The sequence below is a fragment of the Sphingomonas sp. GW822-FHT03G08 genome, assembly GCF_058801135.1.
Window position 1 is genome coordinate 1,976,692 of record NZ_JBXAMZ010000001.1, and the last position, 18,265, is coordinate 1,994,956.

Genomic DNA, 18,265 nt, shown 5'->3' on the forward strand with positions numbered 1-18,265 from the left:
CGTGCAACCTCACAGGGTAAAATCGAGCTCGAGCCACAGCTTGCGCGTATCGGTCGCGAAGCTGGCGGCGCGGTAATCGGCATATTTGATCAGGGCGGCGACGCGCTTGAGCGGCTTGAAACCGAGCTGCAGGTCCCATTCCTCGCCGTAGCGGCGCGCGTTCCGGTCGCTGTCGAAGCGGTGGTAGATCGCCTGCAGCGTGATCACCGGCACCTTGCCGAGCGCCAGCGCATAGCTGCCCCCGGCATAGAGGTCGCGGATGCCGTCCGCCGGGGTGACGAGGAACTTGTCCGCCCAGCCCTGGAACTTGTGCAGCGTGGCCAGCGGCGTCTGGAAGCTGGTGTTCGCCAGCCCCTTGTCCGCGCCGAGCACCTCATAGCCGCCGCTCACCCCGAAGGCCTTCACCTGGAGCTGCCCCTCGGCCAGCCAGTAATCGGCGGCATAGCGATTGGGATTGTCGCGCCAGTTCGACTGGCGGGCATAGCTGGCGGCGAGCGAAAGCTTGGCGGCGCCGAGCGGCAGCGTGGTCGCCGCCCGCCCGCCATAGGTCTGGCTGGAGAATTGCCGCCGGCCGGTCGAGTCCTGATCGACCAGATAGGCGAAGCCCTTGGCGCTGACCGGGCCGAGCTTCACGCTCGCGCCGGCGAAGACATTGTCGCCGCCGATCCCGGCGATCGGGCTCTCGACGCCGTAGATCGTGCGCGCCGCCCAGGCATAGGTCAGGTCGATCGCCACCGGCCCCAGCGCCTTGCTCTCGACGCGCACCGCATCGAAGGTCTGCTCGTTCTGCCGCCAGGCGACATTGCCAACGAAGCGCTGGTCGTCGAGCGCGATGCGCTGGCGGCCGGCGGTGAAGACGGTGTTCTTGATCCCGCGATACTGGAGCTGAATCCGGTTGATCTCGACATTCTCGGGATCGGCTACGATCGGCCAGGCGGTGCGGCCGTTCACGGTGCTGTTGTAGCGTTCGCTCAGCGCCAGCGTGCCTTCGCTCTCGGCGAGCAGCGCGAAAACACCCTGCTTGAGCTCGAACCCGGCGCGGACACGCAGCGTGAGCGCATCGGCATCCCGTGCCAGCCCGGCCTGATCGACACGCTCATAGCGAAGCCGCGCATCGACGATCGGCTTCATCTCCTGCGCCATCGCCGGCGTCGCGGCGATGGCCAGAGGAAGGAGGAGCGCGGCGCGCATCAGATCCGCACTCCCTGCGCCGCGGCGACCCAGCGCGCCCGCCACTTGCCCTTGACGAAGGTCAGGCCGGCAAGTGCGCCCAGCGCCAGCATCGCGAAGATCAGGAAGCCCGGGCCGAACCCACCGGTCGCCTGCCGCGCGAAACCGAGCGAGGAGGCAAGGTAGAAGCCGCCAATGCCGCCCGCCATGCCGACCAGACCGGTCAGGATGCCGATCTCCTTGCCGAAGCGCTGCGGCACCAGCTGGAACACCGCGCCATTGCCGGTTCCGAGCGCGAGCATCGCGATGACGAACAGGGTGAGCGCGACGCCAAGGCTGGCCGGTGACGTGCTGACGCCGAGCAGCGCGAGTGCCGCGACGATATAGACGGCGGTGAGCGCCGCGACGCCACCCACCTTGTCGGCGAGCGCCCCGCCGAGCGGGCGCACCAGCGACCCGGCGAACACGCAGGCCGCGGTGCAATAGCCGGCGACTACCGTGCTCAGCGCGAACTGATCGGTGAAGTAGATGGTCAGCGACGAGGCGAGGCCGGAGAAGCCGCCGAAGGTGACGCCGTAGAACAGCATGAACCACCAGGCGTCCGCGGTCTTGAGCGGCTCGAGATAGGCGGCGAGCGGCTTGGGCGCGGGCTGGTTCGGCGCGTCCTTGGCCAGCACGACATAGACAACCAGCACGATCGCCAGCGGGATGCAGACCAGGCCGAGCACGGCGTTCCAGCCGAACGCCTTGGCCAGCATCGGCGCGAACAGCGCGGCGAGCACGGTACCCGAATTGCCCATGCCGGCGATGCCCATCGCCTTGCCCTGATGCTCGGGCGGATACCAGCGGCTGGCGAGCGGCAGCGCCACCGCGAAGCTGGCGCCGGCAAAGCCGAGCACACCGCCCAGCGCCAGCGTGCCGGCAAAGCTGTGGACGCCCAGCCGCCAGGCGGTGAGCAATCCGGCGATCACGATCACCTGGCCGATCACCCCGGTGCGCTTCGGCCCGATCCGATCGGCGAGCAGGCCGACAAGCAGGCGGAGCACCGCGCCGGCCAGGGTGGGCGTTGCCACCATCAGGCCCTTCTGCGCGGGGCTGAGGTGCAGGTCCTTGGCGATCTCCGGCGCAAGCGGGCCGAGCAGCACCCAGACCATGAAGGCCAGGTCGAAATAGAGGAAGGCGGCGATCAGCGTCGGCGTATGACCGCTGCTCCAGAATGCCGACTTTGCCTTGCGTGCCGGAAAGGAATCGACATCGGCACCCCCGCCGATCGCCTCGAAGCCTTCGCGCGCCAGTTCCGCGATCTTCATCCGCTCTGCTCCCCCGTGCCGTCCGGCACGAAAAATCTGATGTGCCGCAGGCACGAAAAAAGCCGCTGCCGATCCCCCGCGAGGCGGTGATCGGACAGCGGCTTTGCTGAATTCCGGTGGATGTTCGCGCCTACGTCGCCGCGGACATCCGATAAGCGTCCCCCGGCCATTCGGGCGACTCGCATAAGCTGACGCGAAGTGGGTTTCTTCGCAAGTGCAAAAATTTCAGCTTTGTTTCAGGGCCTGCAGATAGCCAGAAATATCCTGCGGATCGAAAGACTTGCCATCGAAAAACCGATCGGGCGAGAGCATCAGGCTGCCCTGATGCGACGCAGCTGCGAGCGGATTCGCCAGCGAACCCTCGACCTTCATGCTCGCGCCCGGCATCGCGACACCGCGCCCGGCAAGCGCGCTGCGGTACAGGTCGGAGCGGAACACGCCCGCGGCCGCCCGCTCGGCCTCGGCACTCGGCTCGACCATCCCCCAGCGGACGAACTGCGAGTAGATCCAAAGCGCCTGGCTGCGCCACGGGAAGTTGGCCGCGCCACGGTGGAAGACCAGGAAATCGGGCAGGTCAATCACCTCCCCGCCGCGCATCAGCGGCATCCGCCCGGCCAGCGCCTGGGCGATCAGCTCGGCGGGCTGGCCGACATAGTCGGACCGGGCAAGCAGGGCCGCCACATCCTCCCGGTTGGCCGGATCGTCGCACCAGGCGGCGGCGCGGTCGAGCGCGCGGAGCAGCTGGCCGAGCTGATCGGCATTGGCTTCGGCCCAGTCGGCGCGGGTAGCGAGCACCTTCTCGACGCCGCGCTGCCAGATGTTCACGCCCGCGGCGGCGATCTCGCCGATCCCCTCGGCCACCGCGACGCTGCCCCAGGGCTCGCCCGCGATGAAGCCGTCGATCTCGCCCAGCCGCAACGCCTGCACCATCAGCGAGGGCGGCAGCACGCGCAGGGTCACATCGCGGTCCGGGTTCACCCCGGCATAGGCAAGCCAGTAGCGCAGCATCAGCGCGTGGCTCGAATAGCGATGGACGATGCCGATCACCGGCTTTCGGCGATGCAGCCCGATCGCGGCGGCGAAATCATGCGCGGTGGCGACGGGATCCTGCACGCGGTTGCGCGGATCGGGATCGAGCGCGGCCGCCAGCTCGGCCGAAAGCGTCAGCGCATTGCCATTGTCGTTGAGCTTGAACGGCGCGGCGATCGCGCAGGGCGCCTGGCTGAGCCCCAGCGTCACCGCCACGGCGAGCGGCGCGAGCATGTGCGCGCACTGGACCTGGCCATAGACCAGCCGGTCGCGCACCGTCGCCCAGCTGGTATCGCGCACCAGGGTGAGGGCGATGCCCTCGGCCTCGGCGAAGCCACGCTCGCGCGCCACGATCAGCGGCGCGCTGTCGGTCAGGGGGAGGAAGGCGATCGAAAGCGGCGTCATCGCCCGTCTCCAAACAGGTCGGCGGCGGTGATCAGGGCTTCGGCGACTTCGGCGATGCGCCGCCCCTGCTTCATCGCGGTGGTGCGCAGCAGCGCATAGGCTTCGGGCTCGCTGAGGCCCCGGCTCTGCATCAGGATCGCCTTGGCGCGATCGAGCGTCTTGCGCTCGGCAAGCTCGGTGCGCGCGGCATCGAGCTCGGTCTGCAGCCTGGAAAAGGCGTTGAAGCGGCGGATCGCCAGGTCGAGCACCGGCTTCACCCGGTCCTTGCGCAGCCCGTCGACGACATAGGCCGAGACGCCCGCATCGATCGCCGCGCCGATCATCCCCTCGTCCGACTGGTCGACGAACATCGCGATCGGCCGGGCGAGCGCGCGGCTCACCGTCAGCATCTCCTCCAGCGAATCGCGATTGGCGTTGCCGAGGTTCATCAGCACGACATCGGGCGCCATCCGCTCGAGCCGCGCGACAAAGGCACCGTGCGGGGGCACGATCTCGATTTCCTCGAAGCCGGCCTCGCGCAATCCCTCCTCCAGGATCGTGGCGCGCAGCCCGCTGTCGTCGATGATGGCAATGCGCAACGCCGGTCCCCAAGCCTACGCGCGCGAGGCTTATCCGGCGCATGCCCTGCGTCAACTTCGGACTCCCGCAAATCTGCGCCGTCGCAGTGGACGCGGCCATGGCGATATCTACACTGGCGCCATGCTTGCTGTGATGAGCGCCGTCTCCGCTTTCGTGCGCACGCGCCGGCTGGCCCGGCGGCTGGCAACGCCTGACGACGTGCGACGCTGGCAGGCCGCGAGGCTTGCCGGCTGGATGAAGGCCGCGGTGCCGCGCGTCGATGCCTTTGCGGAGGAGCCGGTTCGCCGCCTCGAGGAACTGCCGGTGATGGACAAGGCGATCCTGACCGCCGATTTCGCCGCCTATAACCGCCCCCGCATCACGGCGGACGAAATCCGCTCGGCCCTCGATGCGGGCGCGGATCGGGTGCGGGGCCATCCGATCGGGCAAAGCACCGGGACGAGCGGGAATCGCGGCTATTACGTCATCAGCGAAGCCGAACGCTTCGTCTGGCTGGGAACGATTCTCGCCAAGGCGCTTCCCGATGTGCTGTGGCGGCGGCACCGTGTCGCGCTTGCCCTGCCCGGCTTCTCGACGCTCTATCGCTCGGCCGAACGGGGGCGGCGGATCAGCCTGCGCTTCTTCGACCTGGCGCTGGGGGTCGATGGCTGGGCCGACCAGCTCGCCGCCTTCGCGCCCGACACGATCGTGGCGCCGCCCAAGGTGCTGCGGCGGCTGGCGGAGAGCGGCCGGCTGACCGCGCACAACCTGTTCAGCGGCGCGGAAGTGCTCGATCCGCTGGACCGCGCGGTGATCGAGGCTGCGACCGGCGCCAGGGTGCGTGAGATCTACATGGCGACCGAAGGGCTGTTCGGCGTTGCCTGCCCGCACGGCACGCTGCACCTTGCCGAGGATGCCGTGCGGTTCGAGTGGCAGCCATCGGGGGACAGCGGACTGGTGACGCCGCTGATCACCGATTTCACGCGGCGGACCCAGATCATGGCGCGATACCGGATGAACGACCTGCTGGTCCTTTCCGACGAACGCTGCGCCTGCGGCTCGCCGCTCCAGGCGGTGGCGCGGATCGAAGGACGGCAGGATGACGTGTTCGAGCTGCAGGATGCCGGCGGGCAGTGGCGCATGATCACGCCGGATGTTCTGCGCAACGCTGTTGTCGATGCCGATCGGGCGATCACCGACTTCCGCATCGTCCAGACCGCGGCGGACCGGATCAGCGTCGCGCTCGATCCCGCGCTTTCGCCGGAGAGCGATGCGCGGGTGTCCGCCTCGCTGGCAGGCTTGTTCGATCGCGCCGGCGTGGTGCGGCCGGAAATCAGCGTCACGCGCGGACTGACCGTCGATTTCGACCGGAAGTTGCGCCGCGTCCGGCGGGAGTGGCGTCAGAGGTAGAGTATCGCCTCGCGCTGCTCGACCGCCTGCGGCCTGCCATTGGCCAGCCGCCACACCGTCGGCCCGATCAGATCGGCCGGGCCGATCGCGAAATCGACCGCCCCCCAGTCCTTCAGTGCCTCGACCTGGTCGGCCAGCACCCGCTGGTCCTGGCGCAGCAGCGGCAGGTTGAACGCCTTGAGCACCCAGCGCTTGAGCCAGTTGGGCGCGATGCCCCGGCGCGTGGAGAACAGGGCATAGGGGCGCACCAGGTCCGTGTCCTCCGGCACGAAGATCGCGGTCAGCGAGACACTCAGGCCGCGGTCGGTGCGGAATTCGAGCTGGCCGATCGTCGGCGGGAAATAGCGCCCGATCGACACCGTCCTCTTGCCCTCCAGCAGGCGCGGCATGATGCCCTCGGCACGGGCGTTCTCGTGATAGACGGCTTGCGCGCCATCGGGCCCGAGCGACACCTCCACCCGCATCGCCCGGCGCTTGCCGGTACCGCGCAGGAACCAGGGATGGACATAATGCGGGTGCGAGGCGTCGAGCATGTTCTCGATCCCGTCGAGCAACCGCATCCGGCTGGGCGCGACCAGCCAGCGAAAATGGTCGAGCGCCGGATCGTCGAGCAGCGCAGGCAGGCGAGGGAATGGCGGCGGGGTCTCGGCCAGGCAGGTCCAGACCAGCCCGGCGCGGATCTCGACCGGCAGGACCCGAGCCGAGACCGCCGGCACCTCGTCGGAGCCAGGGACCTCGACGCAGCGGCCATCCGCGCCGAAGCGCCAGCCATGATAGGGGCAGGCGATCGTGCCGCCCTGCACGCAGCCGTCGGAAAGCTTGAGCGCGCGGTGCGGGCAGCGATCGAGCATGACGACGGGCTTGCCAGCGCTCAGGAACAGCACGACCGGCGTGCCCATCAGCCGCCGCGCCACCGGCTTGCTGCCGAGCGCGTCCAATGCCGCTAACGGATGCCAGCCCTGCGCAATCGCCACCGGCCATGCGTCGCTCATAGCCCTCGCCTCCTCATCAACGGAACTGCCAGCCGATCGAGCGCGGCCTGCATCAACCCCAGCACGGCGCGCCGTCGCCAGGGCAGATGGCCGGCGGCGACCGCAGTATATTCGATCACCCCGGTGGCACCGCGGTTGCGCTTGAACTGCGCGGCACCGGCCGAGCCGTTGAGCCGAATGCCCTTCTCGTGCGCCATCGAGGTGAACAGGAGCGTGGCAATGCGGTACAGGCCTTCTCGCCGCGGCCGGGCGGTGTCGTAGCCGACGATCGGCGGGGTCAGGACATCGCCCCGCACCAGGGCGCCCGTCACCGCCAGCAGCGTGCCCTGCGCGTCGCGTGCCCCACGATACCGCAGGATGCCCTCCCGCCAGGTCATCAGGATCCAATCCGGCGAGAAGATCGGGTTCAGCGGCGAATATTTGCCGACATAGAGCAGATGGTAGAGCTCGGCGATCCGCGCCGCGTCGGCTTCGGTCATCACCGCGAACTCGTCGATCACCAGCCCGCTGCGGCGAAGCAGGCGGAAGTCGTGCCCGGTATTCCGCCGCGCGCGCCACTGCGTTTCGAGGTCGCCGGTCACCCAGATCTGGCGACTGGCGAGCAACCGCCAGCCGTCACTCCGCGCCGCGTCGAGCAGGGCCGGCGAGGACCAGCCGTCCACCGAGCGGACCGCGATGGCATGGGCCGGAAAACGCTCGGCCAGGAAGGCGCGGATCGCCGGGAGATCGTCGCCCTGCCAGTCGCCGTGCAGGTTGGTCGACAGCATCCAGTTGTCGATATGGAGGACGCGATTGACCTGCCCCCAGCGCAACAGCCGATCGGCGGCAGCGATCATCGCGCGCAGCAGCGGTCGCAGCCACCCGGTATCGACGATGTCGAGCTCGGCCCGCGCGTAGAGGATATAGGCGCTGTGCGGCAGGCAGACATAGCTGCCTCCCACCCCGCCTTCATTGACCGTCACCGGATAGACGCGCTCGCCCGCGCGGAGCGCCATCCAGCGCGTGGCGACATTGGGGATCATCGCGCCCACGCCCGCCCGCGCGATGCCCTCGATATAGGCACGCGAATCGCAGCCGGCCGGCCACGCGCCCGGCGGCGGGTCGAGCGGATCGAACAGGATCATGCGATCGGCTCACCATTCCATTCGATGTCGGTCGTGGTCGCGCCCGCCGCACTCCCGCGCGACAGCAGCGCTCGGCTGGCGAAACGCGCGGCATCGAGCATCGCACCGATAACCGGGCGGCGATCGCCCGGCCGCCCCACCGCATCGTGGCCGAGCCTGACGTCGCGCGCCAACTGGCCAAGCCGCCCGCCCCCGATCGCAGCCGGCAGCCCCAGCAAGGCCATCGCCGGACCGAGATAGCGCAAGCCCTTAATGGGCTGCGCCTCGCCCCGGCCGAGCATCGCATCCGCGAGTTCCGGCCGCGCATCGAACAGATGCACTCCGCTAACCGCACGCGGATTGCACTCGATCGGCACCGCCACGCCCTCCGGCGTGAGGATCAGGTCGAGCGAGAGGTGCCCGGTCAGCTCGTTTGCCGCAGCCAGCGTGCGCGCGACTTCGATCGCCGCCGGGCAATCGACGGCCTCAAACGCATAGGACGCCGCCTTGCCGTGCCGCCAGACCGGGCGATACACGACCGCGGCAACCAACCGCCCTGCCCGGGCAAAGGACCAAAGGCACAGTTCCTCGCCCGCCACGAAACGCTGCGCCGCCCAGGCCCGGCCGGCGGATGGTTCGAACGCCGCCAGCTGCGCGCGCGAAGGCCGGACCAGAGTCTCCGTCGCGAAGCGGGAGAAATCTGGCTTCAGCACCAGCTCTTCGAATGCGACCGGCAAATCCTCAAGTTCGGCACGAGCCTCGATCCGCCAGGTTTCGGGCACCACTATGCCCAGTCCCCGAGCATGCTCGACGAAAGCCAGCTTCGAATGCAGCGTACGGAGCGTCCCAAGCGGCGGCACCAGCACGCGATCGCCGAGACCCGCCGCCGCAACGTAGAACACTTCCTCGCAGGTCGGGATGATCGCCACCGGGTCGAGCCTGACCACCAGGTCGCGCAGCGCGCTGGCGAACCCCGCGAAATCGCTGCGCGGCGGCGGCAGCAGATGCGTCGCGGCCACCGCCCGCGACAGGCGCGCCGCCCAGCCGGCGATCGAATCGGCCAGGTGAACTTCATGCCCCGCCGCCGCAAAGGACCGCGCCAGATCGACCGCGACCGGCGCGCGCGCACCGGTGATGAGGATCTTGCTCACGCCTCGGCTTCGGCGGCGCGTTCGGGGCAATGCGCCGGCGTGAGCCGGATCGCCGGATTGCGCTGCCAGAGCGCATGCAGCTTTGCCAGGGTCTGCTCGACGCGCCCGGCATTGCCCAGCAGGCTGCTGGTCAGCCGTGGCGGCGGCATGTTGCGGCGGATCGCGTCGCTCGACCAGGCGGCATCGGCGACCAGGAAATGCTCGCCGTGCAGGCTGTCGGCAACGACCATGCCCCAATGGCCCGGGCAGTGGCCGGGGAGCTCGGCCGCGAGGAGGCTGCCGTCGCCCAATATGTCGGCCCCTTCGGCAAAGGGCTGCAACGCGCCGGGCAGGGCAACGCGCGGCGCATCCTCGAAGAAGCGCGCACGCACCGCGATATCGGCGGGGAGCAACGCCGGCAGCACGCCGCCGAGCAGCGCCTTCACCCGCCCGCTCGAACATGCCGCGTCGAGCCCGGCACGCGCGCAGTGGATCGCGGCATTCGGAAAGGCATGGGTGCCCGCGATATGATCGGCGTGGAAATGCGACAGGACCAGATGGCGGACATCGCCCGGATCGAAGCCGAAGCGCCGCAACTGGCTCGCGACGTCCGCGCCCGGCGGCAGCGTGGCCGGGGTCAGCCAGCGATAGAAGCGTTCGGGAAATGGCCGGGTCGCGGCGAAGAATGCCGGATCATAGCCGGTATCGAACAGAATCGGCCCCTCATGGGGGTGCACGATCAGGATCGAGAGCGCGGGGAAGATCGCCGGGCGCAGGCTGCCGTCGCGGATCGTTGCGCGCTGCGGGTGGACGCAATGCCCGGCGCGGATCAGCCTGACCTCGACCTCACGCATCGATCGCCTCCGGCAGGGCATGGGCGATCATCGCGTCGATCCCGTGGCGCGGCACCCAGTCGAGCAGATCGCGCGCGCGATCGAGCTGCATCGTCTGCGAGAAGCCGAAGGTCATGACGCTGTAACGCGTCACCGGCGGTTCCGGCCTGCCGGGCAGCAGCGCGGCAACGCGTTCCATCGCGCCGGCCATTGTCATCGCCAGCCCGGTCGGCACCGTCACCAGGCGCGGTGCGCTTCCGATCCGCGCGAACAGCTGGCCCAGCAGTTCGCGCACCGGCCGCGGATCGCCCCCCGATATGTTGATCGCCTGCCCGCCCGCCGTTTCCAATCGGCGGTCGGCGGCGACGAAAGCAGCCGCGGCATCGCGCACATCGGTCGGCTCGATCAGTGCCCTGCCCCCGCCCGGCAGCGGAAACCGCCCGCGACGCCCGGCGCGCAGGATTCGCGGCAGCAGAACATTGTCATGCGGCCCCACGATCGCGCGCGGGCGGATCGCAACGGTGCGGAAGCCCGGCGCGTCGGCAGCCAGGACCAGCCGTTCGGCGGCATATTTGGTCGCGGCATAGGCATTGGCGAAACGCGGCCCGACCGGACTGTCCTCAGTCAGGCCGATCCGGTCGCGCGGTTCGGCATAGATGGAGGGCGTGGAAGCGTAGACCAGCCCCTCGCACCCCGCTGCGCGCGCGGCATGGGTCAGCCGCCGGGTCGCGGTGATGTTGATCGCCTCGAAAGCCGCACGCGATCCCCAGGGAGACGAGAGCGCGGCAAGGTGGAACACCACATCCACGCCGCCGAGCAGCGGCGCCAGCGGATCGGTGACCAGATCGGCCGGCAGGAATTCCGTTCCGAGCTGCGCACCGATCGCCCCGTCGCGGCCGGTCGCGCGCACCTGATATCCGGCCGCGCACAACTGGCCGACCAGTTCGCGTCCCAGTCCGCCGGTCGCTCCGGTCACCAGCGCATGCCGGGTCACCAGCGGATCACCGCGCCGCCCAGCGATACGCCAGCCGATGTTCCGATCAGCAGGCTGTGGCTACCGGGCGCGAGTTGACCTCGCTCACGCGCGACATGGAGCGCATGCGGCATGCCCGCCGCAATCTGGTTGCCATGGTCCCGGAAGATGTCGACCGTCCTGGCATGGCCATCCGGCACCGAGCGCTTGAGATGCTCGATCGCCGCCGCGCTTGCCTGGTGCGGCACGATCGTATCGAGCCCTTCGGCCGCCACACCGCCGTCGGCGAGCAGGTCGCGCAGGAAACGCGGGAAGCGCTTGGCGGTCGCGGCGAACAATGCGGGACCGTCCATCCGGAACTTCGATACCGCCAGGAAGGCATCGAGATCCTCGGTCGGGCGCATGCGGGTGCCGCCCGATTCAAGCCGGCACAATTCCGACCCGTCGCCGAAGGTCGCGAGCCGGCAGGCAAGCAGGCGGCTGGGGCCGTCGGCTTCGATCGCCACGGCGGCCGCGCCGTCGCCGAAGATCACCGATGACTCGGGCGAACCGAAATCGAGTGCGGCGGAAGCGATGTCGACCGAAACGATCAGGCCCCGGCGCCATTTGCCGATCGCCATTCCCATCAACAGCGTGTCGAGCGCGACGAGAAACGACAGGCAGGTCGCATTGACGTCGAATGCGGCGATGCCGCTCGCGCCGATGCCGAGCCGGCGCTGGATGAGCGGGGCGTTGCCCGGAATCGGCTGCTCCATCACGCCGCATGCCGAGATCACCACATCGAGATCGGCGGCATCCCAGTTCGCCGCCGCCAAGGCCGCGGACGCGGCAGCGGCGCCGAGCGAGGAGCTGGTTTCGTCGCCCCGCGCCCAATAGCGGGTGGCGATCGCGAAATTCGCTTCGGTCCAGCCGGGATCCCGGCCGAGCCGGGCATCGATTTCCACGGAGGGAACGGCAGTCCTGGGCAGCGCGACACCGCTGCCAGCGAAGCGAAAACCGAGGCCCCGAGTCGCATTCATGCGAATATATTGAACAGTGTCTATTTACTTGTAAAGGGGGCGCAACGAATTGCCTCGAGCACGCGGGCATGGACGGTGTCGAGCGGATCGGTTTCGCCGAGCAGCGCGAAGGTGCCGTTGAGCGTGAAGAAGCAATGGCCGTGCACCGTTGCCAGCAGCGATCGCGTCAGAGCGTCCGCTTCGTCCCGGCGCTCGGCCGGCAGCGCGGCGGCGATCTCGTCGCGCACGATCCCGGTGAGCGAACGGATATGGTCGCGATAATATTCGGGTGCTTCGACATCGTCGGGCAGCCGGTGATCGTATAGCGCCGTCCAGGCATGGCGGTGCAGGATGGCGAACTCGAAATAGGCCTCCACCAGCACCCGCAGCCGGTTACTGATCGCAGCAGCCAGGCGCGCCTCGACATGCGCCTGCCACTGCGCCAGCGTGCGCGCATTGATCGCCACGATCAGCATGTCGTGGCTGCCGAACACATTGTAGACCGTGCCGATCGAGTAGCCGATCCGCTTCGCCACCTCGCGCGCGGAGAACCGCGCAAAGCCGACTTCTGAAATCTGACGATGCCCCTCATGGACTATCATGGTCCGGAGCTCGTCCCGGGTATGATCGGACCGGCGTGCCACCGGGCCAACCTGCCCCTGAACTTTACACTGTTCAATAGATTTGCGCGCAGGAGCAGATCCGGCGACCGCCCAGCCTGTCGCTGCACTGCCCTCGGCTGGCGCGGCGCCCTCCCTTCGGCCTCGTGCCAGAAGAGACCGTGAAGATCGGGCGATCGCCCTTCATTCTCTATCCCAGCCTCAAGCGCCTGTTTGAACGATCGCCACGATGAGCGCGGCGATCGAGGTTCTCACCGGTGCCGGCGAGACGGGAGGCTGTGAACTACCGTCACGTCCAGGGATGAGCCGGTGCCGGGAACCATTCAATCGCGATGCCACAAGGCGTTCAACAAGAGGCTGAACGCAGGCGAAGGTTGCCGCCGGCTGGGATAATAGAGGTAATAGCCGTCGAACGGCTCACACCAATCCTCCAGGACGCGGAGAAGTCGCCCCTCCGCGACATGGCTGGTCACGTGATCTTCAAGGAGGAAGGCAATCCCGTGGCCGGCGAGCGCGGCGGTCATGATGAGGTCAACATCGTTGAACACGAACTGACCTTCGACCTTGACCCTGAGTTCCTTGCCGTCCCGCTCGAACTCCCACACGTACAGAGCCCGGGACCCAGGCAGGCGTAGGTTGATGCAGCTGTGGGCGGCAAGGTCATAGGGTGTCCCGGGTATTCCGCGCTCAGCGAAATAGGACGGCGCGCCAAACGCGGCCATGCGCAGCTTCGGGCTGATCGGGACCGCGATCATGTCCTGCTCGAGCCTTTCGCCAAGCCGGACGCCAGCGTCGAACCGCTCGGCGACGATGTCAACGAGCCCGCCTTCGATACTCACCTCCACATTGATGTCGGGATTCTCGGTGGTCAGCCTATCGATGACCGGCCACAACACCGCCCGCGCGGCATGGGATCCCGCCGTGATGCGCACCGTGCCTGCCGGACGATCGCGAAGCTCGGTCAGGGCGGCGAGCTTGTCGTCGATATCGTCCAGCGCGGGGCGAAGCGTCTCGATCAGCCGCTCGCCTGCCTCGGTCGGCGCGACGCTGCGCGTCGTTCGGGTGAGCAGACGCAGCCCGAGGCTCGCCTCCAGGCGTCGCATAGAATGGCTGAGTGCCGACTGCGAGATGCCGAGCTTGGCGGCTGCCTTGGTGAAACTGCGGTCTTCCGCGACGGCCAGGAACATCGCCAGGCTGCCCAGTTCTTCACGCCGCATGTCTCGTCGCCCGTACGTCAGGTTTCATGACACCGAGTCATAGACCCAAGCGATTTGCCCTGTCTAATCCGTAGAACCGGTTCGGGTTACATAGCTCCCATCGCGACAAGCAGCCGCCGCCGTCGAGCGCAGTACGGGTGCTATGCCGCTCCCATGGGCAATTGGTCCGTCGCTGACCGATTGAGGAGAAGACATGACCAGCACTCCCCCGAACGTGACGCTGAACAACGGCGTCGAGATGCCTATCCTGGGTTTTGGCGTCTTCCAGGTGCCCGATCCCGCCGAATGCGAGCGCAGCGTGCGCGATGCGATCGATGTTGGCTATCGGCTGCTCGATACCGCGACGTCCTACGGGAACGAGGAAGCGGTTGGCGCAGCGATCCGAAACCACGGCATCGACCGCCAAGCGTTGTTCGTCACGACCAAACTCTGGATCGAGGACGCGAGCTATGAGGGCGCCAAGGCGGCATTGGAACGCTCCCTCAATAAGCTGCAGCTCGATTATCTCGACCTCTGGCTGATCCACCAGCCCTATGGCGACGTCTATGGCGCCTGGCGCGCGATGGAGGAGATGCACAAGGCTGGACGCGTCCGGGCAATCGGCGTCAGCAACTTCTATCCCGACCGGCTGCTCGACTTCGTGCTTCACAACGAAATCACGCCCGCGGTGAACCAGATCGAGATCCATCCCTTTCACCAGCAGGCCGATGCGCAGGCGCTGCTCCGCGAATATGGGGTTCAGCCAGAGGCCTGGGGACCGTTCGCGGAAGGCAAGAACGGCCTTTTCAGCAACGAGGTTCTCCAGGCGATCGGCGATAAGCACGGCAAGAGCATCGCGCAGGTGGTGCTGCACTGGCTGATCCAGCGCGGCATCGTCGCGATCCCCAAATCGGTACGCAAGGAGCGCATGGCCGAGAACTTCGCGATCTTCGACTTCGCGTTCGATGCCGAGGACATCGCCCGCATCGGTGCGCTCGACCAGAAGGCGAGCAGCTTCTTCGACCACCGCGATCCCGCGATGGTGAAGTGGCTCGGCACGCGCAAGCTCTGAGTCCGCTTAGCTCCATCGCTCCGATCCTCGGGGCGTGACACGCACATCGCCACGAACCGCCCGCCAACTCGAAGGGAATTGCTCGTGAACTTCTGGAAAGGGTCTCTCGCTATCCTGCTTCTGGGGTGCGGCACCAACGCGCCGGCCGGTGCAAGCCCAGCCGCGAATGGCCCGGCCGAGCCGTTGGTCATCCAGCAGCAGGGCAGCTTTGCAGTCGGCGAGACGGTATCACAGGCGCCCGGGACCTTCGTGAACAACGCCCCGACCACCCAGGGCCAAAGCTTCCATGGCGATCACCTCTACGCCTTCTACCAGGTCCCGGTGCGGCGGCGTGCCTTGCCGATCGTCATGTTGCACGGCGCCTATGTATCGGGCCGAAGCTGGGAGACGACGCCCGACGGCCGGGAGGGTTTCCAGACGATCTTCCTGCGCCGACGCTTCCCCGTCTATCTGGTCGACCAACCTCGGCGCGGTCGCGCCGGCGCCAGTATGGTCGCAACGGCCATCGAGCCGACGCCTAACGATCAGCTCTTTTTCGATCAGTTCCGTTTCGGTGCTTGGCCGAACTACTTCGACGGCGTGCAGGCCGCGCGCGGCCCCGAAGCAATGGATCAGTTCTTCCGATCGCTGACGCCAAACACTGGCCCATATGATGCTCAGGTGATTGCGAGGGCCATGGCGGCACTCTTCGACAGGACAGGCCCAGCAATATTGTTCTCGCATTCGCAGGGCGGCGAGCCAGGCTGGCTAACGGCGATCAAGAGCGCGAACGTCAAGGCTGTCGTTGCAATCGAGCCGGGAAGCGGGTTCGTCTTCCCGAAATCGGAACTGCCGCCCGAAATGCCCAGTGTGGCCGGCACGCTCAAGCCGCAGGCCGTCTCAGCTGAAGATTTCGCGAAGCTCACGCGCATCCCGATCGTGATCTATTACGGGGACAATATCCCGACCTCGCCGACCGCTGAGCGCGGGCGTGACAACTGGCGCGTCCGTCTCGCGATGGCGAAGCTCTGGGTCGCGGCGATAAACCGGCACGGCGGCGATGCGCGGGTAGTACACCTCCCGGAGATCGGCATTCGCGGCAACACGCACTTCATGATGTCGGACCTGAACAATGTTCAGATCGCGGACCAGATCTCGCGATTCCTGGCCGAGAAGAAGCTGGATCGAGAGGACTGAGACCATGGCCAACCCAACAATCGATCACAGCAGGCGCAGATTCCTTGAGGTGTCCGCGCTCGTCCTCGCCTCAGCCTCGACAGGAGCGCCCTTCATGCACGACGCATCCGCTGAACCCGCGGCCCAGCCACTCGACTACCGCGATAACCCCTTTTCCCTCGTCTATGCAGGCGCGCTGACCGGGAACGAACCCGGCAAGGTCAACATCCACCCTGTCAAATATGAGCATCTCGGACGGGAGATCGCCGCAAACGTCTACACGCCGGCGGGCTACGATCCGCGCCGTACCTATGCCGCGATCGTCGTCGCGCATCCGAATGGCGGCGTGAAGGAGCAGGTCGCGGGTCTCTATGCGCAGCGCCTCGCCGAGCAAGGCTGTGTCACGATCACGATGGATGCCGCCTTCCAGGGCGCGAGCAGCGGCGCGCCACGCAACACCGACAAGCCGCAATATCGCACCGAGGACATCCATGGCGCGGCCGATTTCATCACCCGCTACCCTGGCGTCGATGCCGAGCGGATCGGCCTGCTCGGGATCTGCGGCGGCGGTGGCTACTCGCTGGCGGCGGCCAAGGTCGACAAGCGCTTCAAGTCCGTCGCGACGATCAGCATGTTCAATTCTGGGCGCGTGCGCCGCAATGGCTTCCAGGACTCGCAACTGGCCACGATCCAGCAGCGACTGCGCCAGGCGTCGAACGCGCGCGCCCGGGAAGCGGCGGGCGGCAAGTCTCAATATATCGGCGGAGGTGCGCCACTGACCGATGCCCAGATCGCGGCACTTCCTTTCGAGATGTACCGCGAGGGTGCGGTCTATTACGAGCGGACCCATGGGCATCCCAATTCGGGCGCCTATCCGAATTCCGGCGGCACCTATACGGCTAGCAGCCTGATGGACCTGATGCGGTGGGATGCCACTGACCAGATCGAGCTCATCGACCAACCATTGCTGATGATCGCCGGCAGCAGGGCCGACAGCGCCTATATGACCGACGACGCCTTCGCAAAGGCAACCGGCACCGCCTCAAAGGAGCTGTTTCTGATCGAGGGTGCCACGCACATCGAGACATATTGGGTCCCGCGATATGTCGATGCCGCCATGGGCAAGCTCACGCCTTTCTTCGACACCAGTCTTGCAAGCGATGTGGACTCCCAGGGGCGCCAGGCATGAAGTTCAGCACCACAATCAAGCTCGCAACAGCGGGCGCGAGCCTTCTTCTGACCGGGACACTATCGGCGATGGCGCATGCGCAAACCAGCGGCGAGGCGGCCGACAAGCAGCCGTCTCGCGCCCAGCAGTTGATGGGTGACATTGCCCCCAAGCTGGCCGAGCTGACGGATAACGTTCTCCTCGGCGACGTGTGGGAGCGCCCCGGTCTCGCGAAACGGGATCGCAGCCTTATCACGGTTGCCGCGCTCATCGCGCTCAACCGCCCCGACCAGTTGCGCTCGCACATGCAGCTCGCGCGTCGGAACGGAGTCACGGAGACTGAAATGGTGGAGGCGATCACACAACTCGCCTTCTATGCGGGCTGGCCCAACGCGATCACCGCCGTCGGCATCGCGCGTGAAGTTTTCAACGCAAAATGAGGTGGGCGACATGCACATTCATCGCCCTCGGGCTGACCTCGCTCTCGGCATTGGCAATGGCCGGAACGAATGATCCGAACCAGGAAAGCGTCTCGGTCATCCGGGCGGGCTCTGGTCCTTCAAGCGAGGGATCGCCCGATAACTTCACCGGCAGGGTTCGGGTTCAGGGACGCTTCCAGCGGGAGTCTCCGGCGCGCGTTGGCGGAGCGACCGTCATGTTCGAACCGAGCGCACGGACTGCCTGGCACACCCACCCACTAGGGCAGACGCTGATCGTCCTCCAAGGACATGGTTTCGTACAGGAATGGCAGCATTCCGCGCGGGCTATCGGCCCCGGAGACGTGATCTGGATTCCGCCGGGGACAAAGCACTGGCACGGCGCCTCGGCGGCCGAGCCCATGACTCACGTTGCCATCGCCGAAACCAGGAGCAATCGCTCGGTCACTTGGATGGAAAAGGTCAGTGACACTCAATATGCCGACGCCGTGAGTCTGGGCAACGGAACACCATGAGTTTCCAGCAACGACGCCTTTGCAATTGACGGACGACCATCGCAATCGCTCGTCGGCACACGGCACCCCAGGTCCGGAAGTCTATGTTCCGACTATAGTCGCCAGTAAACCGCTTCCGGGGCCTTCAGATGTCAAAGTCCGCAATGACCGCCGCCTGCTGGTTGAAGGCCGCGGAAAGCCACCGATGATCC

18 protein-coding genes are annotated in these 18,265 nt (G+C 67.1%); 6 read left to right on the forward strand and 12 right to left on the reverse strand.

The annotated features are described in order from the left end of the window. Window positions 1-9: 9 nt before the first annotated feature. The 4 genes from AC1RJ5_RS09005 to AC1RJ5_RS09020 all read right to left on the reverse strand — a co-directional run bounded on the left by AC1RJ5_RS09005 (window position 10) and on the right by AC1RJ5_RS09020 (window position 4,492). Window positions 10-1,191: an alginate export family protein gene (locus AC1RJ5_RS09005; RefSeq protein ID WP_342249956.1), complete on the reverse strand. Its 1,182-nt coding sequence runs from the start codon at window positions 1,189-1,191 to the stop codon at window positions 10-12. Beyond that, the gene (locus tag AC1RJ5_RS09010; RefSeq protein WP_269574183.1) at window positions 1,191-2,480 is read right to left on the reverse strand and encodes a nitrate/nitrite transporter; all 1,290 of its coding nucleotides are present in this window, start codon (window positions 2,478-2,480) and stop codon (window positions 1,191-1,193) included. Before AC1RJ5_RS09010 ends, AC1RJ5_RS09005 begins: the two co-directional genes overlap by 1 nt. Window positions 2,481-2,705: 225 nt before the next feature. After that, window positions 2,706-3,914, reverse strand: coding sequence for a CmpA/NrtA family ABC transporter substrate-binding protein (locus AC1RJ5_RS09015; RefSeq protein ID WP_342249957.1), 1,209 nt, complete (start codon window positions 3,912-3,914; stop codon window positions 2,706-2,708). Next, the gene (locus AC1RJ5_RS09020; protein ID WP_184170618.1) at window positions 3,911-4,492 is read right to left on the reverse strand and encodes an ANTAR domain-containing response regulator; all 582 of its coding nucleotides are present in this window, start codon (window positions 4,490-4,492) and stop codon (window positions 3,911-3,913) included. The genes AC1RJ5_RS09015 and AC1RJ5_RS09020 overlap by 4 nt, the downstream gene beginning before the upstream one ends. 121 nt (window positions 4,493-4,613) lie before the next feature. On the opposite strand from AC1RJ5_RS09020, the gene AC1RJ5_RS09025 reads away from it, so the two are divergent. Beyond that, entirely contained in the window at window positions 4,614-5,882 is a 1,269-nt protein-coding gene (locus AC1RJ5_RS09025) for a F390 synthetase-related protein (protein ID WP_493112865.1), read from the forward strand. Here AC1RJ5_RS09025 and AC1RJ5_RS09030 read toward each other — a convergent pair. From AC1RJ5_RS09030 to AC1RJ5_RS09065, 8 genes are all read right to left on the reverse strand, one after another. Further along, complete coding sequence (locus AC1RJ5_RS09030; RefSeq protein WP_493112866.1) at window positions 5,873-6,874, reverse strand: Rieske 2Fe-2S domain-containing protein; 1,002 nt, start codon at window positions 6,872-6,874, stop codon at window positions 5,873-5,875. The genes AC1RJ5_RS09025 and AC1RJ5_RS09030 overlap by 10 nt on opposite strands. Next, entirely contained in the window at window positions 6,871-7,998 is a 1,128-nt protein-coding gene (locus AC1RJ5_RS09035; RefSeq protein WP_493112868.1) for a hypothetical protein, read from the reverse strand. Before AC1RJ5_RS09035 ends, AC1RJ5_RS09030 begins: the two co-directional genes overlap by 4 nt. After that, window positions 7,995-9,128, reverse strand: coding sequence for an ATP-grasp domain-containing protein (locus tag AC1RJ5_RS09040; RefSeq protein WP_493112869.1), 1,134 nt, complete (start codon window positions 9,126-9,128; stop codon window positions 7,995-7,997). The genes AC1RJ5_RS09035 and AC1RJ5_RS09040 overlap by 4 nt, the downstream gene beginning before the upstream one ends. Further along, on the reverse strand, window positions 9,125-9,961 hold the full coding sequence (locus AC1RJ5_RS09045) for an MBL fold metallo-hydrolase (RefSeq protein ID WP_269574177.1): 837 nt from the start codon (window positions 9,959-9,961) through the stop codon (window positions 9,125-9,127). Before AC1RJ5_RS09045 ends, AC1RJ5_RS09040 begins: the two co-directional genes overlap by 4 nt. After that, window positions 9,954-10,934 carry an NAD-dependent epimerase/dehydratase family protein gene (locus tag AC1RJ5_RS09050; RefSeq protein WP_493112872.1) on the reverse strand — a complete coding sequence of 327 codons (981 nt, stop codon included), beginning with the start codon at window positions 10,932-10,934 and terminating at the stop codon, window positions 9,954-9,956. Before AC1RJ5_RS09050 ends, AC1RJ5_RS09045 begins: the two co-directional genes overlap by 8 nt. Beyond that, window positions 10,931-11,932 carry a 3-oxoacyl-[acyl-carrier-protein] synthase III C-terminal domain-containing protein gene (locus AC1RJ5_RS09055; RefSeq protein ID WP_493112874.1) on the reverse strand — a complete coding sequence of 334 codons (1,002 nt, stop codon included), beginning with the start codon at window positions 11,930-11,932 and terminating at the stop codon, window positions 10,931-10,933. The genes AC1RJ5_RS09050 and AC1RJ5_RS09055 overlap by 4 nt, the downstream gene beginning before the upstream one ends. 20 nt (window positions 11,933-11,952) lie before the next feature. Beyond that, window positions 11,953-12,513, reverse strand: coding sequence for a TetR/AcrR family transcriptional regulator (locus AC1RJ5_RS09060; protein ID WP_493112876.1), 561 nt, complete (start codon window positions 12,511-12,513; stop codon window positions 11,953-11,955). Window positions 12,514-12,854: 341 nt separating this feature from the next. Continuing rightward, window positions 12,855-13,748 carry a LysR family transcriptional regulator gene (locus tag AC1RJ5_RS09065; RefSeq protein ID WP_269574173.1) on the reverse strand — a complete coding sequence of 298 codons (894 nt, stop codon included), beginning with the start codon at window positions 13,746-13,748 and terminating at the stop codon, window positions 12,855-12,857. A gap of 193 nt (window positions 13,749-13,941) precedes the next feature. On the opposite strand from AC1RJ5_RS09065, the gene AC1RJ5_RS09070 reads away from it, so the two are divergent. The 5 genes from AC1RJ5_RS09070 (at window position 13,942) to AC1RJ5_RS09090 (ending at window position 18,074) form a co-directional block, all read left to right on the forward strand. Beyond that, a complete protein-coding gene (locus AC1RJ5_RS09070) occupies window positions 13,942-14,799 on the forward strand; it encodes an aldo/keto reductase (RefSeq protein ID WP_493112878.1) in 858 nt (285 codons plus the stop codon). 84 nt (window positions 14,800-14,883) lie between these two features. Next, window positions 14,884-15,975, forward strand: a complete 1,092-nt coding sequence (locus tag AC1RJ5_RS09075) for an alpha/beta hydrolase (RefSeq protein WP_342249967.1) — start codon at window positions 14,884-14,886, stop codon at window positions 15,973-15,975. A gap of 4 nt (window positions 15,976-15,979) precedes the next feature. After that, entirely contained in the window at window positions 15,980-17,143 is a 1,164-nt protein-coding gene (locus tag AC1RJ5_RS09080) for an alpha/beta hydrolase (protein WP_493112880.1), read from the forward strand. After that, window positions 17,140-17,562, forward strand: a complete 423-nt coding sequence (locus tag AC1RJ5_RS09085) for a carboxymuconolactone decarboxylase family protein (protein WP_493112882.1) — start codon at window positions 17,140-17,142, stop codon at window positions 17,560-17,562. The genes AC1RJ5_RS09080 and AC1RJ5_RS09085 overlap by 4 nt, the downstream gene beginning before the upstream one ends. Next, the gene (locus AC1RJ5_RS09090) at window positions 17,559-18,074 is read left to right on the forward strand and encodes a (R)-mandelonitrile lyase (protein WP_493112884.1); all 516 of its coding nucleotides are present in this window, start codon (window positions 17,559-17,561) and stop codon (window positions 18,072-18,074) included. The genes AC1RJ5_RS09085 and AC1RJ5_RS09090 overlap by 4 nt, the downstream gene beginning before the upstream one ends. The last annotated feature ends 191 nt before the right edge of the window (window positions 18,075-18,265 follow it).